This window comes from Paenibacillus sp. FSL P4-0127 (assembly GCF_038007325.1).
Classification (GTDB): Bacteria; Bacillota; Bacilli; order Paenibacillales; family Paenibacillaceae; genus Fontibacillus; species Fontibacillus macerans.
On record NZ_JBBOWY010000001.1, the window covers coordinates 336,391 to 361,912 of the forward strand.

Genomic DNA, 25,522 nt, shown 5'->3' on the forward strand with positions numbered 1-25,522 from the left:
TTCACAATATAAGTGAAAAAAATTCGCGAAAATTGCCGAAACAAATTCGCTTACATTTAATATTATGCGCTTTCATTTCCGTGTAGCTCCATGTTATTTCTCACATAGGGAGGGTTAAGGGACCGCCCCGATTGCCCCTTGCCCCCATTCCACCGCTAACGGGCAAACCGGGTAAAGCCAAAGCTCCCCAACGAAACAGCCGCCGGCTCTCCAGTCCGTGCGGCTGTTTCTTGTATCTTCTTATTTCACTTCACTCAAGTGCTCTTCCAAACGATCCCACGTTTCGGTGATGCCCTGCAGCATCCCCAGGAAGGACTCTCGTTTACTGAAATCGACGATCCACTCGGTCGTGTTCGTCAAACCATCAGCGGTTATTGGCAGAACGATCAAAAGCTCGGTCTTTCTTTTTGAAGATGAATAGATGATTCGTTCCTATCAGGCACTACAATACAACTGGTTTCCGCGTGGCAAACAAGCAAAGTGCCGACGTACGGTAAACATGCTCGTCTGCAGGTGGTCTTTTTACCGCCTTACAGCCCAAACCTCGATCCGGTCGAAGGGCTATGGTTATGTCTCAAAGCCGATGTAGTTAACAACTTCTTTTTTGAAAAGTTCTATAAAATTAAACTTCATGTGTCTCAATTTATGAAGCGAATCAATAAGAATCCAATGGAAACGATCGATCGTCTACTTGTCAGGTTTTTGATCTTAGTTGCGGTTTATATAGTCTAAAAATATCTAAGTGTCCCATACAACAAAACAACCATTTTACCTCTGTCTCCAAAAATAAAAGTCGAGCAACGGTATTAGCGCTGCTCGCTGAGGGTTACAAAAAAATATGAGATCTAAGATGAAGACATGATTCAAAGAAAGGCTAGATATTCTACTAAATGCAACCTGGAATTCCTGCTTGTATAGTATTCCATTCCTTTGTTGTTCTAACTGTTGTTGTCGTTACCTTAATAAGTCCCATGTTTCCAATTGATATCCACGAATCTACTTCAACCTTAGCTTTCAATTCAACTTTTTCGCCGTCACTAGTAACTTTAGCTCCAACATCTTTACTAGCTATTGTGAAAGTTGTTAATGGATTTTGATCGTTATCTATTACTTCAACGGTCGCATTATTTACAGAAGTAAATTTATTCCATGAGTAATTTGCAGCTACTTCATAAGATAATTCAAACGATCCACCAAGATTAGTTGTATAATATAACATTTTTAATCCAGAACAAAAATCAGACGGAGCTATTTCATTAAGGTTTTCTGTTGGTGTAACTTCAAGGTTTTCTGTTGATGTAACTTCTTTGGGAGCTTGTTTTAATTGATTAAGGGCTTGTTGCAATTCCCCGACAGTAACAGTAACGGAATCATCTGAAAAAGCATCAGCTTTTTCTAGATTTCTAGGATCTAATCCTAGATATTCAATAACTTGGTTTACATTCTCTTCAGTTACAATTGTGTCCGGTGATAGTGCTCCGCTTGCGCTCGCCGGTGCACCAACCGGTAAAATTAGAGCGATAGATAGACATAGAGCGGCACATAAACTAGTAACTTTTTTTCTTACCATTCTATTACCTCCTTTTTTTACCACATTACCACACTATATACATATTTTCCAGTATATTTTTAGTTTTTTATTGTGAAAAAATTGTGATAGACGTTTGGATTGCAGCGGATTAACAATGTAATGACTATACTCCTCTCGCTTCAAATACGTCACCAAGCCACGATGATAATACTCCGTCGCCTCCAACACGACAGCCTGGTACTGGCTTAAAAGTGGATGTTATGTATATAATTATAAATAAAAAGGAGGCGCTGTATCTAAATGGAATCTATAGAAACAGGACTAAAACTATTTGTGTTAATAATAGTTATTTCACTACTCTTTGCTTTGGTAGGTTTTCTAGTCAAAAAATATCTAAGTGACTTCTTTGATAAAATAATAGTAAAAATATTTTCTTCAATTAAAAAAATTTTCAGAAAAACGGACTGACCTTATTGTAGGAGTTTCCGACGGTATTCGTTTCGGTAACATAACCACGCGCTACTACAGAAAAGATGGAAACGAATGTTATCCATCTGAAGATAGTATTAAAGGGACTTAAAGATTACGATTCCCTTTCCCGTTCGTCTTCTGAAAATGCAGCAAGTAAGTATTGTCATTGACGCTTTAAAAGCTTAGATAATAAAACAGCATATTTTTCATTAAGGTTAGAGAAGGTAAAAAAGTTCGAAGATAGAGGGAATGATATCAAGTTTTTTTCAACACCCTGCTGGCAAAAGTTTGTTCCAGCACTTGCGAACGGAGCTTGAAATCGAGGTTCCAAAGGCATCCAAAAAGCTGACCTACGTGCCGACTGAGGAAGAACTCAAGCGGTATTACGAGGTGGTCTGGAGGTCGAAAAATTTTCAGGAAATGATGATCGTCAAGACGCTCATGTATACCGGTATCCGGGTAAGCGAACTGGCCAATGTACGACTTTCGGAAATTGATTTTCACTACTGCCAAAAATACGCATCAATAATGGAAAGGGCAAAAAAGAACGAATTGTTCCGTTCCCGCAATCATTCAAAGAGCTATTGGCCATGCATGCTGATGCGATGAAGAAAAAACATGCGGTTTATTTGTTTGAATCGTCATGGAAGAAAAAATATACGGATCGGGGAATGCGAAAAATCTTGTCCAAATATTCGGAAGAAGCCGGCCTTGCACAAGACCTTTCGCCACACAAGCTACGCCACTTCCTGCTGACCTGGCTGAAAAAGAAGGGCATCGACGACGCTCTCATACAACGTACTCCGGCCACGAAAGCCGCAAGTCTTTGGAGGTATATTCAAAGCTCGCAATCATCGAAGCACAAAACGAATTTATTCGTTCCCATGATCTTTTACTCCCTTCAGATATCCTTCAATTTTTGCCTTCCGTTCAGTAAACGCCTTATACTCCTCTCTTAAAGCTTTGCGCAGGTTCTTACTGATTTTTTTAATTGTTTGATCGGCTTCCTTCTCATGCCTCGCGTAAAAAATAAATTCCTTTATCATTGAACGAATTTTAGGATTGTTCTTCGTTTTGCAATTCCCGCAAGTAGTCTTCCAGTCGATCGAATCGGTCCTCCATGACCTGCCGAAAAGACTTCACCCAGGCATCCATCGCTTGAAAAGGTTCGGGCCGAAGCCTGTAGATCCGGCGGTTCCCATCGGCCTTCGTCTCCAAAATTCCGCTATCGCTAAGTATCTTCAAATGCTTCGAGGCCTGGGGCTGACGCAGCCCCAGCCGGTTAGCGATTTCACCCACGGTGAGAGGACCATCGCGCAGGAGCTCGACGATGTCTAAACGATTCGGTTCGGCCAAAGCGCACTTGCATGACATGGAATTGCCTGTTTCGGCGATTACCCGCCTGTTTATCGAAAACGGAATTGACGTCTCGGAAGCGCACACCTGTGAAGATACACTCGAGGATTATTTCAAAAAGATTCGGAATGATCGTGAGTTATGGACAGGCGCTGCTATTGCCCAGCATTTTAGGGATCGTGGCTTCCATGCTGTTTTTTATGGAGCGCGATAACGATACACTTAAAAATCTGCGGACGATTCCGGTTTCGGCCACACGGATGGTTACGGCGAAGATCCTTGTGTTGTTTATCCTTGGGCTGATTTTCTCGCTGGCCTCCGTGGCCGCTTCCATGCTTGGCGGAGCTCTTGCCGGAAATATTCATGGCGTGTTTGCGAAACTCTGGAACAATTTCAGCCTGCTGTTCCCCGCTTCAATCACCTTAATCCCGGATATATGATCAGTCGTGAATACACGGAAGACACGCTCAAAAATATCCTCACCATTCCGCTATCCTTCCGGGAGCTGTTGGTCGGAAAACTCATCACCGCCGGACTGCTCGCCCTATTTTTGGCTGTGGTTACCTTTGTACTTTCGCTCATCATCGTGCTGATCAGCGGCTTCCAAGCAGGCAGCGCGGCAGTAATGGTCAAATCCTTGATCCAAATGATGGTGATGAAATCATGTATTTATCTGGCCGTCCTGCCCATCATCGTGAAAAGGCGCGCTAATGGCTTGACCCGGTATATTGATCTTCGTTTATCAGATTGATAACCGTCGCCCGGTATTTCTCACACAAGGGGGTTAAGCAACTAAAGAGCAATCTGAAAGAAATCCATGCATGATTTATTTGTTATGACGCTTCGGGTGAAACAAAAAACGCCTGAGCCTTATGGTGGGAACGGCGTTGGCAGGAGCAGTACTTTACCCGGATTTATGGAAAAATTTCGGTCCCCCGCTTCCCGGTCGGGGAATGGGCGACCGTTGAATCCCGTATTTGCAGTTCAACTTCCACGAAAGGCAATCCATAGTACACATTGATCTTCATCTGGGACCTCGTATTCCCGCCCACTTTTCACGAAGCTTCAGCTGATCCCGGGAGGTATGAAAAAAGCCATACTCCCGATGCGGCTGTTCCCGGTGCAACTCATAATAGCGCTTCATGGCCACCGTAGAATCATCAAAGCGATCAATGACAACCACTTCTTCAATGTACCAGTAACCTTCCTTTGAAAATGACTTCAACGCCTCACAGACCACCCACTCATCAGGAAATTGTTCACGAACCTCTTTCCAACGCAACTTCGTTCACCCCCGACAAATTACTGTTATTCTATGAATAGTATACAATACAAACGAGTGTAGATTGGGTAATTTTCGGGGCATGACAATACAATACCGGCTCAAAAAATTTATTATTGTAGTTAGGATTCGAAATCGATCACAAAGACGAAAAATTGCTTTATTGGAAATATCGAATGAGTTGATTTTGCTCGTTCTGAGCTTTAAACTGTAGAGCGACCTCCCGGATGGGCTTTTTGAGGCGATGACCTCGTGCGTAACCCCATCGTGCCGAGGCGCTCTTTTTTAATCAATTGGAGGGAGAAACGCATGAATCATAAGATCTTGATCATCGATGATGATCTGGAATTAGGCCAACTGCTTAAAAAATGCGTAAGCAAGGAAAAGATCGACGCGGTGCTTTGTTCATCCGGCCCAAGCGGGTTAACCGCCCTTTCCCAAAGTGAATTTCAATTAATCGTACTGGATGTCATGATGCCGGGGATGGATGGTTTTGCCACTTTGGAAGCCATTCGGGAAATCAGCCGTGTGCCTGTTTTAATGCTGACCTCCCGGACGGAAAGCGGCGATAAAGTCCGCGGACTGCGTTCCGGAGCGGACGATTATTTGACCAAACCTTTTGATATCGAAGAATTCACCGCTCGCGTGGTTTCTTTAATTCGCCGATATACGATGTTGAACCACGCCGCCGACCATCAGGTATTATCTTTTAAAGGCTTAAGCATGGATTATGAAACCAGATCGGTATCCGTTAACGGAGAACCGGTTGAATTGGTCGGCAAAGAGTTTGACATTCTCTATTATTGCGCCAGGAATCAGGGGAAGATTTTAACGAAACAGCAAATTTATGAGGAAGTTTGGAAGGAACCTTATGCTTACGACGACAGCAACATTATGGCGATCATCAGCCGGCTTCGTAAAAAAATAGAACAGGATTCAAGCCATCCAACTTACCTGCAAACGGTAAAAGGAGTCGGCTATCGTTTCAATCGGGAGGTGTGAGCTTGGAAAGGATGGATATAGCACCTGCATGGATCGTGCTGTTATTTATCGCTTTAGGGGCTGCCGTGCTGGCCTTTGCGCTGTTTAGAAGACTGCTGCACGTCCGCCAAAGGCTTCGTGAGATATCCGAAATACTGGACGATATAGTACAAGGCAATGCGAATCACCGGATTCTTGCCGATCCCCATGATATGACCGCTGCGATCAGTTACAAAATGAACGATATCGTCCTGCATTTTCAAGAACAGATCATCGCCTTAAACAAGACCGCGGAAACCAATAAGCAGTTGATGACGAGCTTTTCGCATGATGTCCGCACCCCGCTAACCACCTTGATCGGGTATCTGGATGCCGTACATAAGCACATTGTTGAAGGCCGCGAACGGGAGGAGTACCTGGAAACCGCCCGCCGAAAAGCGCATGACTTGAAGGATTATGTAGATAAACTGTTTGAATGGTCCAAATTAAACTCCGACGAGGAAACCTTCGCCATCCGGACCGTCGACATCTGCGAATTAACCCGAATGATTTTGAAGGACTGGATACCTATTTTCGAAACGCGATCCCTTTCCTTTGACATTGACATCCCTGAAAAAAAGCTCGCAGCGCACCTCGATACCAATGCCTATTCGCGGATCCTGAACAATCTGATTCAGAACGTCCTTGCACATAGCCAGGCTACAGCGATTGCAGTCGGCGTTTCAATAGAGGATCACCGTATCGTTATCTCGGTTATGGATAATGGCATCGGGATTTCCAACGAGGATTTGCCGCATATTTTTCAACGATTATATAAATGCGATAAAGGCCGATCGAAAAAAGACAGCGGCTTAGGGTTATCGATCGTGCAGCAGCTTACCGAAAAGATGCGCGGTACCATTAACGTGGAAAGCTCGCCGCTTAAGCGAACCGTGTTTCAAGTTCAGTTTCCACTCGTCAGTGAGAATCCCGGCTAACAGGCGGGATTTTTTGCTTTCATGGGGGTCTTTTCAAGGTTGATGCAAGGTTCGCGCAAGGTTGATGCAAGGTTGGCGTGCTAACATGGCCTTGTCAAACAAAGGAGGATGCAGGGGATGAGCGATTATATCATTGAAACCAACAATCTTACGAAACAATTTGGGGAGCAGAAAAGCGTCGCCCATTTGAATATCCATGTCCGCCAAGGACGCATTTACGGCCTGCTGGGGCGGAACGGCGCGGGCAAAACGACCACCATGAAAATGCTGCTCAACCTGACGCTGCCTACTTCCGGCGAAGTGCGAATTTTCGGCAAAGATATGCGGACCGAGGCCCAAAAAATTCTGCCCCGCATCGGTAGTTTGATTGAATCCCCGGGTTTTTATCCGAATTTGACCGGAACGGAAAACCTCAAGCTCTTTGCCGATCTGCGCGGCGTCCCGCAGCGAAATGCCGTCAAAGATACCCTGGAATTAGTTGGTCTTCCGTATAAGGACAAGAAGTTGTTCGCGCAATATTCGCTCGGAATGAAACAGCGCCTGGCCATTGCCTTGGCGGTCATGCATGATCCCGAACTGCTGATTCTCGACGAACCGATTAACGGGCTGGATCCGATCGGCATTGCCGAGGTCAGAAGTTTTATTCGCGCGCTTTGCACGGAAAGAGGGAAAACCATTTTGATTTCCAGCCATATTTTATCCGAAATCGCTCTGCTGGCCGATGACATCGGCATTATTGACCACGGCGTTCTTTTGGAGGAGCTAAGTCTCAAGGAACTGGAAAAGAAAAACAGCAAGTATGTTCACTTTATCGTTTCGGATACGGCCAGGGCGGCGCGCCTGTTGGAGAAGCACTTGAACATGTTCAACTTCTATGTTGAAGACCAGAAAAGCCTGCGCTTGCATGACATGGAATTGCCCGTTTCGGCGATTACCCGCCTGTTTATCGAAAACGGAATCGACGTCTCGGAAGCGCACACCTGTGAAGATACGCTCGAGGATTATTTCAAAAAGATCACAGGAGGCGTGGGGATTGCTTAAACTCGTTAGATGCGAATTCACCAAGCTGAAGCGTAAAAAATTCATTCTATTGGTGATTGTTGCCGCGTTTCTTTTTCCCATCCCTTTTACGATGCTGGCGATGAACGGAAGTGTTGGGCGCCTGAATGTCTACGATAAACTGTTCGGAATGATCATGAGTTATGGACAGGCGCTGCTGCTGCCCAGCATTTTAGGGATCGTGGCTTCCATGCTGTTTTTTATGGAGCGCGACAATGACACGCTGAAAAACCTCCGGACGATTCCGGTTTCGGCCACACGGATGGTTACGGCAAAGATCATTGTGTTGTTTATCCTTGGGCTGATTTTCTCGCTGGCCTCGGTGGCCGCTTCCATGCTTGGCGGAGCCTTTGTCGGGAATATTCAGGGTGTGTTTGCGAAGCTCTGCATTAGTGCGGCCGACGGCATTCTGCTCACGGCCGGAACCTTGCCGGTGGTCATCGCGATTGTCTATTTTAACCGCAGCTATATTTTTTCGATTATCTTGGCCTTTTTCTACACCATTCTTAACTTTTCCATGGCCTTTGTGGGCCTTCAATATGATACACCCATGATGAAATTGCTGACGAGTATTTTGCCGACGCCGATTATATACCGCTGGTTATTGGGCCTTTTCACCTCGCCGGCCGATTCGTTCTACGCGATCATTGCACCGAAAATTTTGCCATTATCGCAGGTCGTTGTCATTATTGCGATCATCGCTTCCATTTCTTATATGGCCATTGTGCGAATCTACAATAAGCGGGAGGATTAAGGTGGGGACCATGGTGAACATTTTAAAAACCGAAATCATCAAATTAAAACGGTATTCGATCGTTTGGGTTGGCTTTGCCGCGTCGCTGCTGGTTGTCCTCTTAACCCGATTCATGGCCACGGCGGAAGACGGCGCAGCACGCAACTTGGAGAACTTCTCCAATACCGTGATCTGGAACAATTTCAGCTTGCTGTTCCCCGCTACGATTACCTTAATCGCCGGATATATGATCAGCCGTGAATACACGGAAGACACGCTAAAAAACATCCTCACCATTCCGCTCTCCTTCCGGCGTCTGTTGGTCGGAAAGCTCATCACCGCCGGACTGCTCGCCCTATTTTTGGCCGTGGTGACCTTTGTACTTTCGCTCGTCGTCGTGCTAATCAGCGGCTTCCAAGCAGGCAGCGCGGCAGTGATGGTCAAATCCTTGATGCAAATGATGGTGATGAATTTATGCATTTACCTGGCCGTCCTGCCCATCATCGTGTTAACCAGCCGCAACTCAAACGGCTTTATGGCCGACGTCGGCTTCGCCTTTTTCTACGGATTTATAGGAATCTTCGCCGGCGGACACGGCCTGGGCGATCTTTACCCCATTACCGCAGGTCTAGGCTTGATTCATTATCAAGCCGAGGGCGGCTCCGATTATAATGTGGCTGCTTGCGTAATCACATTGCTCATTATGGTGATTGTATCGGTGCTGTTAATCGTAGGGATGGGGGATCGGGTCAAGGAGACGAAAAGAACGGAAAGGAAAAAGGGGCAGACATCGGATGGAAAGAAAAAGAAGCAAACATCGCGCAGATAAGCCAGAGTAAGCAGGAAAATACCCTATAAAATACCCGGCGGGCTATTATGCCTTCCGGGTATATTAGAGTTCAGCAGGGTGGCCGCGTGCTCTATTCCATGTTGGATAGGGAGCGGCCCATGTAGGATAGGGACTGGCTATGCTTATACAGGCTATTCTTATACATTCGCTTCATCCTTCATCCGCCCGTTGACTTAGCAGTTGCCCCTCTGCCCCGTACCCGGAGTGAACCTCAATCATCAGCGCCACCCCCAGCTTAAACCCATACGTAAACGTCGCCGTCAACTCCAATCCCTGAATCTCCTGCTGCAAATCAATCAGCGCCTCCAGTTCAGTAAACTCTTCACCAGACAGTTTCTCTTTCCAAGCTTCCATCGCCTCGGACATTTCCCCGCACATCTGGCGATATTCGGGATCTCTGGGCACCACCTGCCCCTCGGGAGCCAGGTGGCCGTAGTATAGGGATTCTAGTAGGGTCATGTGTCAGACCTCCTTTTTTATTTGTAGACTAACAGATTTGAGGTGGGGATGTGGTACGTGTAGGCGTAAAGATCAAGTATTTTTCAAGCTATTCGAGAAATTGAGTCTCTTGGTAGTGCCATTCAATCACGCATCCATGTGAGGTACGACATATTGAGCGCCTCCGCAATTCTTTCAATATGGAAATTCAAACCACGCACTCACGTAGAGTGCGACTTTAAACCAACCAAAATTCGTTGTTCTACTAGATCAAATTTCAATCCACGCACTCGCCTAGAGTGCGACTTGCCATGATGGCAGCCATGCAGGACCTTACTTATGAGATTTCAATCCACGCACTTGCGTAGAGTGCGACGCCCCAGTACGAGCGATCGCTGAGGCTGCGGGATTGATTTCAATTCACGAACTCGCGTAGAGTGCGACCGGAGAATTTAACCCCTATCCAATTTTCACGTGCATTTCAATCCACGCACTCGCGTAGAGTGCGACAAGATGACATTAAATCAACTGAGCAAATGATCAAATTTCAATCCACGCACTCGTGTAGAGTGCGACATCGATTTGCCGCGTCCCGTCCACTTCTTAGACCGATTTCAATCCACGCACTCGTGTAGAGTGCGACTTTCTTCTAGTTCAAAAGGTAGTTTGTGTCTGATGTATTTCAATCCACGCACTCGTGTAGAGTGCGACGAGGGCCTTTTTGGTTCTACATATGCAATAGCCAGATTTCAATCCACGCACTCGTGTAGAGTGCGACGGCGGAAAAAGCAAAATTAATCTAGTTAAAGCATATATCTTATCTTTTTACGTAGTGATTTACATAAAAAAAGTATAGGTTCATACTTGACATTGTCTATATCTTATGAATCCCGCTTGTTTTCGACAAAATCTGAGGTGCGAAAGCCCTGGGGATTTTATGGGAGCTTGGGGTTCGCACCACATTTACACCTCATATTTTCGCCTCTATTTATGGCTAAAGGATTAATAGAATTCCACATCATAAGATCATTCTACACCATTATGTCCCACTTCGGTTTTATGCTTGTCCCCTAGATTATAAAACGCTAACTCTCCGTCTTCTCGTTAATCCGTTCTTCCAGCTCAAATTTCAAACGACGAACTAAATGGAATCAAGAAAACATTTGAACATGGAATTTTCACTCTTTAGCCTTAACAGATCTATTCCTTTGATCGCCATCGCATTGATCAAAAAACCAGTCGATCAGTATGCTCCTCTAATGTAGAAGTATTTTTTACTGCACAATCAAATCAAAAAAATAAAAGAGGCCATTAAGCCAATACTCCCTCTGGCCATCCATACTATTAACGCTCCCTTCGGAAGCGATAAAGCTAAGCCTTACAGAAGGCTACAACATTTCAATTAATTCAACCCCGGAAGGTACATTCCCCTTATCTACAGTTACATCATAATGTTTGAATTCTCTTGGGGGTACACTTTCATCCAGCAATCGGGCTTTAATCAGATCAAAAAGCACAGCTGCAGGAGCATTACCCAGTTCGGTTTCATGCTTGAAGACAAACAGTTTGCGCGCAGACATCTTACCTCTCGATGCCGAATGGTCATGATCAAACATCAATTTCAATGCTTCAAAAAAAATATTGAGATCGTCTTCCGTGAATCCTGTTTTCTGTGCAAATTTAGCCGAAATAAACCCTTCTACTCTGTATAATGCATAAGGGACAACATATTTTCTCCCCATGGTCCGATTTTCCGAAGCCTTCTCTTTCTCCGTCGTAGAAGCCATACGCGTAATTGTAACCTCTTGCGGAAGAATAGGGTCTTCACTTTTTGAAAAGCACAACTGCACGGGCCCGCGAACTTGTCCACATTTAAAATCCCCAGTGTCCATCACCGCTCCAAACGTTCGAATGTCAAAAAATCTTTGGCACATATACGCCTGAGCTGTCATTTTATCGTCCTTGTTATCTTTCGTAGTAAGCCCCGTTGCTTCATAAGCCTCTTTCTGCTTATTATTTAGAACAGCGCCCTCGCTGATGTAAATATCAAATCCTTCCTCTCCTTCACGGGCATACTGTATATAGTTACGTACTTTGCGCTTCAAGCTAACATCAGTGACGATACCATGTCCAGTCTGCGGATCAATGCGAGGCATGTTACCTGCATCGGGATCACCGTTTGGATTACCATTCTCCACATCGTAATATAGTACAAATTCGTACCTATTTTTCAACAGTTCACTCATATTGTTGCCTCCTCTTTAAGATCATTTAGATTTTAGTTACCACTTTACACTTTAATTTGTTGCTCTGGTTTCTCCTGCTCGACATCATCTAATGGAGGTTCTTCTGTCCCCTTGTCTCTCCGTTTGAAAAAGGCTTGCTGCTGGTGATAAAACCCAACCATGAACTGTCCTTGCCCTTCGGCATTGAGCGTGTGTGGAAAGGCTGTCGGTGGAATTCCAAGCATCACTTCACGCAGCAATTGATGTGTATAATACCTTTTTGCTTTGGCGAGTTTGTTAAAATGATTTTGCGCATTGGCAAGTAATGAAGGAAAAACCTGCCGAGGACTTGCCAGAGCCGCGTTTAAATATTTGTCTACAATTGAAGCATTGACCTTGGATAATGCCTCATACTGTGCTTGATTCAGAATGGCAAAAACACGCCCTAACGTATAAGCCAGAGTATGCGATTGCGATTCTTGTGTATCCTTTAGGTTCACTCCGATCCACTCCTTTTCGCCTGATTTCCTGGCCGACCTGTTCAAACAACCTTTTATAACACCAATTCTGGTCCGATTGATCGCCGCCTGAGCATCTGCCCCCGCTTCTGCCCGAATGCGCCCAAGCATCGCCATAAACAGGCTGTTCGGATATGGGGTGTTGCTAACAATACTGCGCGTTAGGGAAGCCGAATATGGAGCGGGTACATTCTTGCTTTCCCGGCGAACCGCTGTCTCAATCAAAATTTTAGATAAGGAAGGATGTTCTGGCTCCCATTCCGGCCCTTCCACATAGATATCCGCATGGTGCTGCTGAAGACGTTCAATTATTCTGCCGACGGTATCCACGTAAAAGTGACGGATGACAACGCGCGTTTTATTCGCCGAGATGCTCAAAACAAACATTCGGGTGTTCACAGCCAGGTCCAATTTTTCGGGTCGGGTTCCTTTATACAAATGCTCTATCACTGACGCTAATCTGCGGCTGGTAACTTCATCTCTCAGGATTTCCTGCTCCGATATTCCGCCTCCCATAAGGATCGCAACTGCATTCTCCTCCACCGGTAGCGATTTTTCTGCCCAGAATAACATTTTCTCTCCATGAACATTACGGCTATGACTTCGATCTCCAATCAACATATTAAGCGCCGTTACATATTTAAAAGCTGCAATTTCCGATACAGGGGCATTCTCCCCCTTTTCCTTGCGGTAAGACACGAAGCTGTCTTGGTTAAAACCTACTAATGTCGGCTTGTCCTGCCCGAAACCATCCAAATTACCATGAATACGGGCAATCGGCCCTGTTTCTCCGGTTACCAGACACTGTCCGAATGAAGCATCTTCTTGTTTGCTTAATCTATAGGCGTCCCATGCCTCCTTAATCTTGGGCCGATGATGGATATAATTACTTTCTCCCAAAAGCATAAATACTAGATTTCCGCCATTATTTAGACCTGATGTATCCACTGTACCGTAATCGATTGAGCCAGGCTTGCGTTTACGAAAAAATGCAACAACTGCTCTTGCTCCGTCGTCATCCACATGACCTAGAATCTCCTCGTGCAAAGCTCCGCTAGCTTCAAAACGATACTTCGCTCCTGTCGGATCGCTATATATCCCAAAAATAAAATTGGCATTCTCGCATAGAAAAGCAGGTTGCGGCCGGCTGCCGCTTCGTTTCGGCTGTTGTGGCGTGATAACTCGCTGTGGAAAAAGTTTAATTTCTTTTTTTCCCTTCTTTACGGTGATTTCACGCTCCTCCATTCGGTCTATAACCTGCATCAAATTGCCTTCTTGGTCAATCACAATACACTTCGATACCGGAGTCACCGCATAACCCGGCTCGGCGATCTCCGTTGGATTCTCTCGCACCATTCGATCATAATACTCGCATAATGCTTGCAATATCATTGGCGCACCTCATCTGGAATTTCAATAACACCATATCGCATACAGGCCCGAAAAAATTTCGGTTCATAGGTATATACGGATTTCTTCTTCAGTAACGCTTCTCCATATTTAATGTCCCATAACATCCAGCCTAGGTCCATCTCCGCTTCTTCGACATAATAGCTGTCCGGGCGCACTTCCTCGTGTTCAATCAGTTTGAAGTTTGCCGCAAACTCGCGACAGCCCAAATAAGGATTGTGAAAACACTGTCCTCCGCGCGCTCGCCGCAGAAACATATTATAGAATTTTTCCGGTGTATCCGACTCTCCCGCTTTCTCAGGAACCATAACAAAATGAGCGTCGATCAAATAATCGACATTCCTCAAAAGAAGCGACGCGCGTTGCTGCCGATCGGGAGTTGTATATTGATGCAAATCGACAGCTGCACCGGCCATAGCCATAGCTACATTTCGCGGGGGAATTTTGGAACTCAACTCGTTCCTGCGTATGGACTCAAATTCAATCCTGTTCAATACTGTGATCCTGTCGACCACCCATTTAATCGCAGGTTTCCATAAAATAGCTTCCAAAATCCCACGAGCAGCTGAAGGTGTTATCACGTCATAGCTAACTCGCTCCGCCTTCATTTCAGGACGTGTGAACAGCGCATAATCACCGCTTACCTGTAGGGTTATTCCATACCCCATTCGCTATTTCTCCTCTCCCTGCTAAATGATCAATCCTGTCTTCTTGCTGTAGAAATCCTGGATTTCTTCATCTATCCCTCCTTTCACTGAAGTCAGGTAATGAATCGTTTCATGAAGCGTGCCAATTCTGCTCGCTTGACGCAGACGTTCAAATTGATTTGGGTACACCGAAACCGTGTACCTCTGAAGCTCGCGGCTGAATCTAACGGGATGAAGAGAATTCTTGATTTCATTCAAATGCTCGATGGCTATTAGGTCATAGGGAATCACGACCGGAACCATCTCTGTCTCGATGAATTTATACTTCTCAGAAATTTCACGGAATTGGAAAGAGCATTGTGAGGCTCCGGCATTCAGATCACCAAGTATATGGTGGACATCCAAATTTCTGTCCATTCCGTGGGCCAATTGAAAATAGTAGCGGATCGCTTCAGGCTCTAAGGGATCAGGATATAAATTAAGTACCGCTTGCGTAATTTGAGCCCGTGTCTTAAACCAGCCATCACGAAGTGGATAATCGGCAGACTCAAATATAAATACATGTCCTAGCTCCAATTCTCCTTCCCGATTTCCCCGTCCGGCTGCCTGTGCGATGGAATCCACTCCCGCAATCTCCCGATAGACAACGGGGAAATCGAGATCGACTCCTGCTTCAATTAAACTGGTTGAGACCACAATACAGCGTGTTTTCTTCATCTTCAATCTGTCCGAGATCGCTTGCAGAATCTGTGACCGGTGTTGTGCACACATGAGCCCACTGAGATGGAAAACGCCCTCTTTATCTGGAAACTGTTTGTATAAATCACTTGCTTGTTTCCTTGAGTTCACGATACACAGTGCGCGCTGATGAGAATTCAAACGTTCAACCAGCTCCACATTTGTTTTCTTACCAATCGTCGAAACCGTTACCCGTTTAAGCTTACGGTATAGACTTGTAGGATCTCCGATAATTTCAGTTGGTGCGACCCCGCCAAGCCATTTAGGTTGGAAGGCAAGCTGTGTCGCGGTACAAAATAGTACCGTTACTCCATAGTTATCACAGAGACATTTCAATGCGGCGAGTGAAGGCTCCAGAAAATCGGCAGGAAGCGCTTGAGCCTCGTCCAATATAATAATGCTGCCGGCCAGACGATGCAGCTTGCGAGCCTTGGAAGGTTTCGCTGAAAATAAACTTTCAAACAGTTGTACATGTGTAGTCACAATCAAACTTGCTTCCCAGTTCTCACTGGCAAGCTGTTTCGGACTGAATTCACTTTCGGAGTCCGGTCGATAACTCACATTGCTATGATGTTCCAGCACAGCTTCTTCTCCGAATACTTCCCGGAAAAGTCCAGCTGTTTGTTCAATTAAAGACGTGAACGGCAAAGCTACGATAATACGACGCATCTCCGAATGTTGTTCAGCGTGCTTCAGAGCAAAAGCCAGCGAAGCCCAGGTTTTACCGCTCCCTGTAGGAGCCGTCAAAGTATACAGGCCTGTTGATCCAGTTCCGGCCAGTAAGCAGCTTTCAAGTACATAATGTCTTGCTTGCAGAACGTTACTGTTTTGAGGCTTGTGCAGCAACTCTTGCAGTTTATGATGAAATTGAGCATGCAGTTCCGAGAGGGAAGGAAGATTGTTGCGGAGTTCGGTTTTCAACGGTTGGAAGTAACGTTCGGCATCAAGATAATCCGCATCAATTAACGCGGAATACAACATTCGAATCCATAGAGAGATCCCCATACCCGAGTTATTGCCTTTCATCGGAACTGAAGATACCTCAAGCTCTGGAAGAATTGGAGGGGCACCGCCGATAATCTGGAAATCCTGTTTCAATACCTGCTCAAGCCCCGTCCGGGTTCCAGTAGAAATATGATTGGGTAGACCGCCATGATGCCCATAAACAGCATAGGCCATCATTAACCCGTAGGGAAAAGGATAATGCCGATGAACCAGCAGTGTCCCCGCTGTCTTGTGATCGACAGGTTCAGTTGCGCCATTCAATCTCATCTGGAAATCCAAGCTTGCTTTACCGTAGTCGTGGTTCTGGCCAAGTATTCGTCCAAAGCTGGAACAACCGAAATAGCCGGCAAATTTGGCCGCCATATCTGCGGTATCTTGGTGATGCCAATCAAGCGGATGCCACTCTGACTTGGGCAACAGTTCTTTGGTGAGGGGGTCACGTTTGGAATGGGCGTAATTCATTATTAGTATACAAGCCTCCTAGGGCATGTTATGATAACTGCGTTGGTGGAGTCTGAGATGTGGAGGATGCTAAAAGCACTGAGGAATTTCAAAATTCATATTCATAGTTCAACATTTAACTTGTAATGCTTTCCTTCGTCTTATCATAGTCTTACCACTCTTTTCCTGTCAATAGTACTTAACTTACTTTGAGCCAAACTAAGCTGCTTAGGTCGCTTTTCTTTATGAAGAGCGTGGATTGAAACATAGTGCAACAATAGATACTTGTGGAAAGGAAGGGGCTAGGTGCCCCTTTATTTTCATTACGCCCCCCGTGGGGGGGCGACCTCGTACAACGCCTTTTCAAGCGACCATCGGGCATTTCAATCCACACACCCATGTAGGGTGCGACCGCCTTTTCCGTAGCCCGTACCGGTTCCGTAAACATATTTCAATCCACACACCCGCAAGGAGTGCGACGTCAGAGTTCAAAAAGCGCATGCGGGTGACGATGGGATTTCAACCCACGCACCCGCGTAGGGTGCGACAAAATTACCGCCTGCCCCGATCCCTTTCTGGATTTCAATCCACGCACCCGCAAGGGGTGCGACAATACTCAACATAATAAGAACCTTCCGGCGAAATAATTTCAATCCACACACCCGCGAGGGATGCGACTCGGGTAGCGGGCAAATGTACTCTCGCAAAATTATTTCAATCCACGCACCCGCGAGGGGTGCGACCCATTGATATATCCGGTTATGCTGTCCCAGTTCTATTTCAATCCACGCACCCACATAGGGTGCTACTATACTGCCCTTTTCAAATGCACAGGCTGCCGAAATTTCAATCCACGCACCCACATAGGGTGCGACGGATAACAAATGACTGAAATTAGATTGATTGATATTTCAATCCACGCACCCACATAGGGTGCGACCGCAAAAAAGCACCTGATCAATCACATCTCGGTATGAATTCACAACTTTGCTGGTTAAATCCATATCAAAAATGAAATGATCCGGTCTTGACTTTTCGCCTCACTTCTAAAATCAACCATTTTTCGACAAATTCTGAGGTGCGAAGGACCCGGGGAAATCATGTGAGCTTCACATTCGCACCATTAAAGAATCAGCGGGCTTTCCATGTCGTACGTCGATTTGGCTCCGATGTGCTCGATTTTCTTTTTATAATTGTCACCCAAATTATAGAACCGTAAGCTGTCCTGGTTCTTATCGATGATTTCTTCAAGCTCATATTTCAAACGGCGGAACTGGGTCGACAAATAGGTGTCCGGCAGTGTTATAAACAAGGTATTCAGCAGCTTTTTCACTCATTCAACCTGCTTTCGATAAATCGTGATACGGACTTCTTACTGAGCATTTCTGGCAGACAGATCTGATTTAAGGAGCAGCTTTGACAGTGCGGCCCTGTTTTGGCCTTGGGCGTATGGTTTCTTTCGAAATACATTCGCATCTCCCGAAACGCTTCTCTCACCCGTTCTCGGTCTTCATCCGTCACGATGATCTCTTCCCGACGTTTGATCTCCTCGTAAAACAAGTATCCTTTTGGGATTTCACAGCACAGCATTTCCTCCAGGCACAGTATTTGTGCGACAAGCTGAGAATGGTCGGAATCGTTACGCTTCGGTCGCCCCCGCTTGTATTCTACCGGAACAGGCAAGTATAGCCCTTCTTCCCCGGCAATCGGAACGCCAGACGGATCGAGCATGAACTCAACCACATCGCAAATTCCGGTTACACCAAGCTCCCGGGATTGAACGGGGAGGGCCCGAACGACAAGCCTCTCCCCTCTCTTCTCCCGAATCATCGGCTGATCGGCTTTCCTATGCAGGTAAGTACCTTCCACCGTCTTCACATTTTCTTCCCACTGCTGCTCAATATGGATCAAGGCCCACTGTCGTTTGCAAAAACGGAAATGCTGAATGCCCGAAAGCATCAAGTAGTCGTCTTCGTTATAGTCCGGCATATTCTTGAACACTCAAGCCTTCAAGCGGCTCAACCGTGCACTCGTAATCATCAAAAGACTTGGCATCGCCTAAGCCTTCCTTCCGCTGCACCTTCAGGGAACGATGCACCTTGGCCGAGGAATATTGCCCGAGCTTGGAAGAATGCTCCCACCAATACAATTGGTGAACTTCCATGCTGCCGTCCGGACGGGCGGAGGAGGTGTCATTTTCAAACAGCGTCCGCAGCGCTTCACGAATCTTCTCTGCATCCTCCCTCGTAAAGCCCGTCTTCTCGGCTAGCTGCGTATTGATGCTTCCGTAGAACACATAGACGCCAAAATCCACTCTATGCTTCATGCCCATCGTATCCGAGCTTTTCTTGTTCGGGTCTTTCTGCGTGACCGCATTCACGCTCTTTGTGATCTGCATGCTGGTAATATCGATGGGATCTACGCTGACTGCCGTATGGATAGATACCGGACCGCGAATGCCGACCGACACATCCGTTCCGCTAAAGGCGAACACTTGTCCAAAGCTTCGAACATCCATCCCGGCTTTACATGCCGCCTCAGCGTACATCTCGTTATTCTGCTTCTTGCCCTTGGCGAACTCGGACACTTCGGCGTTGGCGTCTACGCGATCTTTGATGCTGCGGTAAGCATCATCTCATCGCACCGCTGTGACATCTCTCGTCTTAGTCGATTGATCGGATGATGCGAATCCGTACCCTGCTCAAGCTCGTGAAGCTTTCCTAACAAGGAATTATAGCTCCGGTCAAAAAAAGCTTGTCTGTTCAGGGACTTCTCCGGCTCCTCATTCTCATCAAACCTACGAGTATTCGTCCGGTCCGCGTCAATCAAGCAGCTGAATATGTACTTCAACAAGAGCGAGGCGGCAATCGATGGAAGCTTATGCTCTTCAATTTTGGATAAATATCCGGCCAGTTCTTTCTTGGCACCTTCAAAAAAAGCATCTATCTCTTTTTCCGGCACAGCCTCAAAAAATTTCTGCTTCGCCTGTTCGTACTCATTCAATGCTTTCTTCTCAACCCGCTCCAGAAACGGAGAAGAGGCGTTGGGTTCCACAAAATCCCTAAGTCCCTGGTGATGCGATATTACGCAGTTGGCAATCCATTCTCCGGCAAATTTATCGATCGCGCTTGACGCCATTCGATGATAACGTTCATAGACCAGGCGGCCGCCGGCCGTGGAGTGGTCGACCGAGCCTTTTCGGGGCGGAGCCTCCGGGTTGGCTACTGCTTCTTGAATATAATTTTTAAATTCTGCAGTATACTTTCCCATATCATGCAGGAGTCCCGCCAATCCGGCCAGATGGGCAACACCTATCTTAGCGCCATACTGCTCACTAAGCTCTTTCACCTCACGTGCATGCTCTTCGACGGTTTGAATTTTTCCGTCTGACTGACGAATATGGGCGATATAAACCATTAGCGCCTCCTAGACTAGACTTAATATCTAAAACGATCCCTAAAACAGGGACTAAAGGCATATTATCTCTTTCGCCAACAACTGACAATGTCCTACCAATAATTCAAAAAAATAAAAATCAATTTATTATGAAACTACTAAGAGGGGGAGACGATCGTAATAGCTACAAGGAAAATAAAGGCTTGGCAACTGGAAAGTAATCAAGTATTTTTAAATCAGGGTGGCTTGGCACAGAAATTCAGGTGCGAATGTGAAGCTCACATGAAATCCCCGGGTCCTTCGCACCTCAGAATTTGTCGAATAATCACGGATTATTTTATTATGACAAAAAGTCAAGAGTAAACCTTTGACTTTTTACGATGAATGAAACCGAAAGTGCTGCACATTTATACCTAAAATGGATTGATTGCGGTATTTTCGCGGTCGCACCCTGCATGGGTGCGTGGATTGAAATTTTCTAAAACGGGTGATGAAAAACCATAAGGCAATGTCGCACCCTGCATGGGTGCGTGGATTAAAATTGCCGGCAGAGGAATTGAACACGCCATTGATGCAGGCCGCACCCTTCATGGGTGCGATGTGACGGTAGCAATGGCGGCAATGGTGTAGATGACCTTCCACTCCACGCACCTACGTGGGTGTGACTCAAACCGGGCTGCTTGAGTGAGGCCCGGAGATCCCTTTCACTCCACATACTCGTGTGGGCGCGACAGTGTTTTTAACATAAGAGAACTATTTCATGAAAAAACAAACAACCGGCCGCCATAAAACGCTACAAAAGTCGAGTTATTACGAGAATTAATCTGATCTAGTGGCCCTCTCACCCTCCCGTAATTCTATATCCACAACGGCGCTAGCTAAATCTACCTGGTCATGATTAAGCTTTACCGTGACCGCTCCTCTTCTTCGTTGTTCACGCCATTTAATTATGTCCTCTTCCGTCTCTAGCCGTAGTTCTGCTATTTCCCTTGCACGGTCAAAAATGTACTTAGTAGTAAACAACAGAGTCCTTATTCCGTTACCGCCCGGAACAATTGGAGGTTCCTTTCGCAGCCACTTTTCCACTGAAAACTTAACATATAACTCCTCACCAGACCCAGGTCTCGCGGGACGCTCAGTTATTTCTTTGCGGCGTAATACTTTCCACTCTTTAACTTTCCCATACCAATGGATTCCGTTCTCTCCGGATCTTCCAAAATTGTTAATGGATTGGTACATGGCCACATATTCTATCTGCGTTAATAACTGATGGTCGGAAATATTTTTTAACGGAGTATGATAAAAGCCATGTTTTAAGGCGACTTCCAATTGTGAAGCTTGTCTTAAGGCACCTACCATTACGTTTTTGCCGGTCAATTTGTTCTGATAATAAGTTTTCGTTCCACGGGGACGTGTAGATCTCTCATACGCTTTCTCCGGACTATCCATAATGATTTCATCCAGAAACTTCTCCATAAGGCTTGTGGAATTAGGGAGAAATGGAAATGCCCCAACGTTAACTAACTCAATACTTTTATAGAATTTATGTTCACGGAATTGCTTTTCATTAGGATAAGGGAAAAGAACATATGCACCAAACATACTACGTTCTAATTCCTGTTTTCCCTCCCCATAGACAATTGCGTCCCGATACCTGTGCATCGTATTAATATCTGATTCCTCGGGTCCAGGAATGGTATACGTCTTTTGATAAGGAGTTCCATCGTAAGCGGGATTCAAGCGATATTTGGCATCAAAAATATATCTATATTCAACAGCTGAATCGTTTTTCTTCAACGTTAGTACATTATCCGGCTTCTGCCCCACCGTAGGTGTCCGTTCTCCGCTGGGTAGTGAGTTGTAGTATAGTGTAAATACTTCACCATCCCGTGGATTCCGGTATACTATTTTCGATTTTTGAGTTTTATCCAGTTTGACAAAAATCCCAGAACGATTCACTTTGATAATGTCTTGTTTGATTAGTTCATATTTACGACTTAATAAATCGTGGATTTTTAGGAAACACCAGTACTCATAAAGTTGGGCTAAATCCTTTAGAGACATGCGCAGTAGATCGCCTTGAATCGACAGCCCTTTCATAAGCATTAGATAGCAACGATATACCTCTCGGTATCCAGGAGCCATCTGTAAGACAAGAGTGACTGACATATTCGTCATATCCCCAACTGCAAGAAAGTCGTACCTTAGTAATCGTTGCAATTGTGCATCCATTAGATCTAAGCTTTTTAACAGTTGCGGATCCGAAGTACGCTCTGCAGCCTTTAAACGAGTACGAAGAATCTGTAATTTTCCCACAACCCTCATTAAAACCCACCGGACAAAGCGGTTCTCCCCAGTATCAAAGTCCAGATATCGCTTTGATTCCAACACGTGTGTTGGGTACATTTTTTGGCCTTGAATATTAATGAACCCATGCTTAGCGTCTTTAACAAACAGTTCAGGATGTTTTGAAAGATATGTTAAATTACCTTTCCCAACATGCTTTGCCCTACTGGTGGTTGTTTTTTGATTTACTATATTCATTTTCATATTGGGGGCTTTTTTGATCCGCTCCACTGCCTGAACAAGTTGTTGAAACAAATATTTTAATATCGCAAAAAATTCCGTCATGCTTTGCTGCGTAGTATCCTGTAGCCCCGTCAAATGATAAGTCTTGCGCAAAAAATCAAATGACAGATTATAAATTTGTTTATTAATATCGCGCAGTATTGCTTCATAATCCCGTTTGTAATCCATTTTTGACGGAAAAATTTCTAACTGCAATTGTAATATCGATCGTCCATTTAAACGAAGCTCTAATTCCGTAAACCCCACCTCATTTTGGAAGTTTAGAACTCCGGATAAAATCCTAGCCCCAAGGGGCTTTACAGCTTCCCTTAGATATCTGTTCTCATGGTAGAACTGAATAGGGTCTGCTTGTTTTTTCTCAACCACGATTTCATAAGCCTGTGTTTCAAAGAAAAGAGGGGCACATGTTTGGCCCTGTTTCCATTCCTGTAAACCGTTTTCCTCCGGCGAAAAGACTAGTATAGAGCTGATCTCTAAATTTGAGGAGGATTTATCTACACGGAAATGGGCATCTACCATAGAACCATCCTCATCCCGGTGTAACTGTAATACCTCTACCGTCGGATGAAACGGCTTGCCTTGAATATATAAATTAAATAGATTCGTTTCTATCCGCAGAAGTTCTACAGTTTCATTACGATAACCAGTATGAGGTAAATCCATCCTCTTCTAACCTCCGTAACATAAACATAATCTTTCGTGCACTTTGAGGATATTTTGCTTGGGATTGGACCGCCCCATTAAATAGTTCCGAATCAGTAAATAATGAGGATAAGTCATCCATAAGTTCGTTTATGGCAAGAGGCCTATCTAAACACACCTTCAACAGCTCTAACAGAACCCGTCTAATTGCTGCACTGCTGCCTTGAATGCGAGGTAGTATTTTCTGAAGGAATTGAAGGTCAAACGCTTCATCGTTAGTCATTAGATGATCACGGCTATTGTAAATCATATAGAAGCAAACGGTGTCACGAATTCGAAACCCCACATTAGCATGTGCGCCGTCTAAAATAGCATTAATTTGTACCAATCTTTCCGTAATGTCCGTAATTAACTCCCTGTTTTCTTTAATCGCATCAATCAGCTGTAGAAATTCGCTTCTTAAAAAGGAATTCGGAGCCGCCACAGGCGACATCTGTTCGTAATCCACTTCATTTGGAAGCTCCAATAAATTAATGTAATTAAATTCAATCGTATTAGCCCGATCAAGTACCTTTTTACTAAAAGGGTAAGTTGTTTCGTCCATATTCACTGTACCGATCAAGTACACATTATCGGGTAAAGATAAATCCCCATACTTTAGTTGATCCTCTGTGGAGAATAGAGAAGCTTTGGGAATTAATGGACTGGTTATAATCTTCCCGTTCTGCCATTTTTTAGTCTCCAATACACTAAGCAAATCGCTAAAATAGTGCTCTACCCGAGCTAAATTCATCTCGTCAAAACAGACGAAATAAGGTTTGGATCGGTTTTTCGTCTTCGATGCTTCACAAAGCACCTCAGCTAATGGGCCAGGCCTAAAAGTGCCTGACAAATCCCTGAACCCTAATAAATCTGAAGGATCGCTCCAATCCGGTCTCACCGAAATAAGAGTATACTGTCCATTGTCCTTGTTGGCCCCTACCGCTTCAGCAAATAGTTCGACCAACTTCGTTTTTCCAGTACCCGATATTCCTGCGAGGATAACAAAAGGCTTCGTCTTCATCGAAAGATAAAAGTTCTCTATTAGTCGGTCTGGGTATGAGAACCCTCTATTCTGAATAAACGCTCTTATCTGTGATAGCCGCTCTGTTACGGACAATGTGTCCACTAACTCCAACTCCTCAAATTCAATTTCATGCTCCTCTTCATTAGTTGTCATCTGGAGTTGACTATGAACATATTCTTGGTAATTTTCCATCAGCCGTTTTAAATCAGCTACAAGCTGTTCGTCTTCTGGGATGTTGTCACTATCGTAACGGATGTAGGCAACGGTGGATACTTGATAGTCATGTCCCAATCTACTTATGGTCAGTTCAATATGCTCGTCCTTTTTAAACCCCGCTAAAGGCAACTGTTCTCTTATTCGATTGGCTTTATCTTTTAAATAGGCGTAACCTTGCCTTCTTCCATAATCACGAATAGGGTCAGTAACACCTTGATTAAAAGTTAAATATACTGCACTCATATCTTCCGCAAAAAGATAAACCAGATATTCGCCATGTTGTGTTGATTCGGTAACACGTTTATCCATTAAGGCAATCCACGGAACCGTAGCCCATTTTCCTTGCCCAACAGATCCTTGAACGCGAATATGATTCGGGATAAACGACAGCGCCCGAATTTCTTCGGGTATCGTCTTTCTGAACAATTTCCCTAAGGGATGATTCGCGAATGCCTCTTGTTTGGCCGCTGTATATGTATGTAATATATGACTAAGCGATTCCTTCAGGGAAAAGTGGCTCGACTGAAGTTGTGCGTAATACGCCTCTAGCTCCTGATTTGCATATCTTTGAAGTTCAACAAGTACTTCCTCCCCACCTTGCCATATGGCATCGGTGAAAGTTAGCACATTCTTATTGTCCTTAATAAGGATAGTTCGAAGGGCATCAATTGGGGTCTCTAGAATTGCTTTTGCCTGACCTGTGCTAACTTCTTCCCAACTGGACGCTATGCTTTTTGGTGGATTATCTACCAGTAAACTATTTGCTTCCCTATCCCTGTAGTATTTCAAAAATCGTTCTGCAACATAGTCTATTGAAAGAATTCTTTGGTTGGTTTCATCCCAAATTTCAATCATCGATAGAACGAGTACCATTTTGTATGACTTTTGTTTTATGCGAAAAATAGTTGCTACTTCAGCGGGTAATGACATTTCCGATCCCCCAGGTAATAT

23 protein-coding genes, 2 pseudogenes and 1 CRISPR repeat array are annotated in these 25,522 nt (G+C 45.0%); of the genes and pseudogenes, 10 read left to right on the top strand and 15 right to left on the bottom strand.

Annotated features, from left to right (window positions below):
• Positions 1 to 240 precede the first annotated feature (240 nt).
• Positions 241 to 390: a hypothetical protein gene (locus NYE74_RS01295; protein WP_155619731.1), complete on the bottom strand. Its 150-nt coding sequence runs from the start codon at positions 388 to 390 to the stop codon at positions 241 to 243.
• Between the two features lie 123 nt (positions 391 to 513).
• Between NYE74_RS01295 and NYE74_RS01300 the strand changes: the two genes are divergently transcribed.
• Complete coding sequence (locus tag NYE74_RS01300) at positions 514 to 732, top strand: transposase (RefSeq protein WP_227873008.1); 219 nt, start codon at positions 514 to 516, stop codon at positions 730 to 732.
• A gap of 154 nt (positions 733 to 886) precedes the next feature.
• On the opposite strand, the gene NYE74_RS01305 is transcribed toward NYE74_RS01300, so the two are convergent.
• Complete coding sequence (locus tag NYE74_RS01305; protein WP_036626915.1) at positions 887 to 1,570, bottom strand: hypothetical protein; 684 nt, start codon at positions 1,568 to 1,570, stop codon at positions 887 to 889.
• Positions 1,571 to 1,831: 261 nt separating this feature from the next.
• Here NYE74_RS01305 and NYE74_RS01310 point away from each other — a divergent pair, with 261 nt between their 5' ends.
• Both NYE74_RS01310 and NYE74_RS01315 read left to right on the top strand, forming a co-directional pair.
• Positions 1,832 to 1,999, top strand: a complete 168-nt coding sequence (locus NYE74_RS01310; protein ID WP_172531707.1) for a hypothetical protein — start codon at positions 1,832 to 1,834, stop codon at positions 1,997 to 1,999.
• 554 nt (positions 2,000 to 2,553) lie between these two features.
• On the top strand, positions 2,554 to 2,961 hold the full coding sequence (locus NYE74_RS01315; protein WP_240752578.1) for a tyrosine-type recombinase/integrase: 408 nt from the start codon (positions 2,554 to 2,556) through the stop codon (positions 2,959 to 2,961).
• Between the two features lie 97 nt (positions 2,962 to 3,058).
• On the opposite strand, the gene NYE74_RS01320 is transcribed toward NYE74_RS01315, so the two are convergent.
• Positions 3,059 to 3,376 (bottom strand): ArsR/SmtB family transcription factor, encoded by a 318-nt coding sequence (locus NYE74_RS01320; protein WP_082207974.1) that lies wholly within the window; start codon positions 3,374 to 3,376, stop codon positions 3,059 to 3,061.
• Between the two features lie 110 nt (positions 3,377 to 3,486).
• Here NYE74_RS01320 and NYE74_RS01325 point away from each other — a divergent pair, with 110 nt between their 5' ends.
• The gene (locus tag NYE74_RS01325; protein ID WP_170180068.1) at positions 3,487 to 3,798 is read left to right on the top strand and encodes an ABC transporter permease; all 312 of its coding nucleotides are present in this window, start codon (positions 3,487 to 3,489) and stop codon (positions 3,796 to 3,798) included.
• Positions 3,795 to 4,109 carry an ABC transporter permease gene (locus NYE74_RS01330; protein WP_051985780.1) on the top strand — a complete coding sequence of 105 codons (315 nt, stop codon included), beginning with the start codon at positions 3,795 to 3,797 and terminating at the stop codon, positions 4,107 to 4,109. The genes NYE74_RS01325 and NYE74_RS01330 overlap by 4 nt, the downstream gene beginning before the upstream one ends.
• Positions 4,110 to 4,382: 273 nt before the next feature.
• Here NYE74_RS01330 and NYE74_RS01335 read toward each other — a convergent pair whose 3' ends face one another.
• A complete protein-coding gene (locus tag NYE74_RS01335) occupies positions 4,383 to 4,640 on the bottom strand; it encodes a hypothetical protein (RefSeq protein ID WP_036626917.1) in 258 nt (85 codons plus the stop codon).
• Positions 4,641 to 4,949: 309 nt separating this feature from the next.
• Between NYE74_RS01335 and NYE74_RS01340 the strand changes: the two genes are divergently transcribed.
• The 5 genes from NYE74_RS01340 to NYE74_RS01360 all read left to right on the top strand — a co-directional run bounded on the left by NYE74_RS01340 (position 4,950) and on the right by NYE74_RS01360 (position 9,219).
• Positions 4,950 to 5,642 carry a response regulator transcription factor gene (locus NYE74_RS01340; RefSeq protein WP_124333715.1) on the top strand — a complete coding sequence of 231 codons (693 nt, stop codon included), beginning with the start codon at positions 4,950 to 4,952 and terminating at the stop codon, positions 5,640 to 5,642.
• A gap of 11 nt (positions 5,643 to 5,653) precedes the next feature.
• Positions 5,654 to 6,598, top strand: coding sequence for a sensor histidine kinase (locus NYE74_RS01345; RefSeq protein WP_240752576.1), 945 nt, complete (start codon positions 5,654 to 5,656; stop codon positions 6,596 to 6,598).
• 117 nt (positions 6,599 to 6,715) lie between these two features.
• Complete coding sequence (locus NYE74_RS01350; RefSeq protein ID WP_124333716.1) at positions 6,716 to 7,639, top strand: ABC transporter ATP-binding protein; 924 nt, start codon at positions 6,716 to 6,718, stop codon at positions 7,637 to 7,639.
• On the top strand, positions 7,632 to 8,411 hold the full coding sequence (locus NYE74_RS01355) for an ABC transporter permease (RefSeq protein WP_341004555.1): 780 nt from the start codon (positions 7,632 to 7,634) through the stop codon (positions 8,409 to 8,411). The genes NYE74_RS01350 and NYE74_RS01355 overlap by 8 nt, the downstream gene beginning before the upstream one ends.
• Positions 8,412 to 8,424: 13 nt before the next feature.
• A complete protein-coding gene (locus NYE74_RS01360; protein ID WP_240752296.1) occupies positions 8,425 to 9,219 on the top strand; it encodes an ABC transporter permease in 795 nt (264 codons plus the stop codon).
• 171 nt (positions 9,220 to 9,390) lie between these two features.
• Here NYE74_RS01360 and NYE74_RS01365 read toward each other — a convergent pair whose 3' ends face one another.
• The 11 genes and pseudogenes from NYE74_RS01365 to NYE74_RS01415 form a co-directional block, all read right to left on the bottom strand.
• Positions 9,391 to 9,699, bottom strand: a complete 309-nt coding sequence (locus NYE74_RS01365) for a DUF6809 family protein (protein WP_240752295.1) — start codon at positions 9,697 to 9,699, stop codon at positions 9,391 to 9,393.
• 184 nt (positions 9,700 to 9,883) lie between these two features.
• Positions 9,884 to 10,456: a CRISPR direct-repeat array (repeat unit 32 nt; unit sequence ATTTCAATCCACGCACTCGTGTAGAGTGCGAC).
• A 610-nt stretch (positions 10,457 to 11,066) separates the two neighbouring features.
• Positions 11,067 to 11,924, bottom strand: a complete 858-nt coding sequence (gene cas7c / locus NYE74_RS01370; RefSeq protein ID WP_240752294.1) for a type I-C CRISPR-associated protein Cas7/Csd2 — start codon at positions 11,922 to 11,924, stop codon at positions 11,067 to 11,069.
• A gap of 44 nt (positions 11,925 to 11,968) precedes the next feature.
• A complete protein-coding gene (gene cas8c / locus NYE74_RS01375) occupies positions 11,969 to 13,813 on the bottom strand; it encodes a type I-C CRISPR-associated protein Cas8c/Csd1 (RefSeq protein ID WP_240752293.1) in 1,845 nt (614 codons plus the stop codon).
• The gene (cas5c, locus tag NYE74_RS01380) at positions 13,810 to 14,499 is read right to left on the bottom strand and encodes a type I-C CRISPR-associated protein Cas5c (protein ID WP_240752292.1); all 690 of its coding nucleotides are present in this window, start codon (positions 14,497 to 14,499) and stop codon (positions 13,810 to 13,812) included. The genes cas8c and cas5c overlap by 4 nt, the downstream gene beginning before the upstream one ends.
• A gap of 21 nt (positions 14,500 to 14,520) precedes the next feature.
• Positions 14,521 to 16,683 (bottom strand): CRISPR-associated helicase Cas3', encoded by a 2,163-nt coding sequence (cas3, locus tag NYE74_RS01385; protein WP_240752291.1) that lies wholly within the window; start codon positions 16,681 to 16,683, stop codon positions 14,521 to 14,523.
• Between the two features lie 1,102 nt (positions 16,684 to 17,785).
• Positions 17,786 to 17,944: pseudogene (locus NYE74_RS01390) on the bottom strand (CRISPR-associated endonuclease Cas2); the annotation flags it as partial.
• A gap of 47 nt (positions 17,945 to 17,991) precedes the next feature.
• A complete protein-coding gene (gene cas4 / locus NYE74_RS01395; protein WP_240752289.1) occupies positions 17,992 to 18,651 on the bottom strand; it encodes a CRISPR-associated protein Cas4 in 660 nt (219 codons plus the stop codon).
• Positions 18,638 to 19,294, bottom strand: a pseudogene (gene cas7c, locus NYE74_RS01400) (type I-C CRISPR-associated protein Cas7/Csd2); the annotation flags it as partial. The gene cas4 and the pseudogene cas7c (NYE74_RS01400), both read right to left, overlap by 14 nt.
• Entirely contained in the window at positions 19,264 to 20,079 is an 816-nt protein-coding gene (locus NYE74_RS01405) for a CRISPR-associated endonuclease Cas3'' (protein ID WP_240752288.1), read from the bottom strand. The gene NYE74_RS01405 and the pseudogene cas7c (NYE74_RS01400), both read right to left, overlap by 31 nt.
• 798 nt (positions 20,080 to 20,877) lie before the next feature.
• Positions 20,878 to 23,310, bottom strand: coding sequence for a DUF2357 domain-containing protein (locus NYE74_RS01410; RefSeq protein ID WP_240752287.1), 2,433 nt, complete (start codon positions 23,308 to 23,310; stop codon positions 20,878 to 20,880).
• Positions 23,282 to 25,501 (bottom strand): MrcB family domain-containing protein, encoded by a 2,220-nt coding sequence (locus tag NYE74_RS01415; protein ID WP_036626936.1) that lies wholly within the window; start codon positions 25,499 to 25,501, stop codon positions 23,282 to 23,284. Before NYE74_RS01415 ends, NYE74_RS01410 begins: the two co-directional genes overlap by 29 nt.
• Positions 25,502 to 25,522 lie beyond the last annotated feature (21 nt).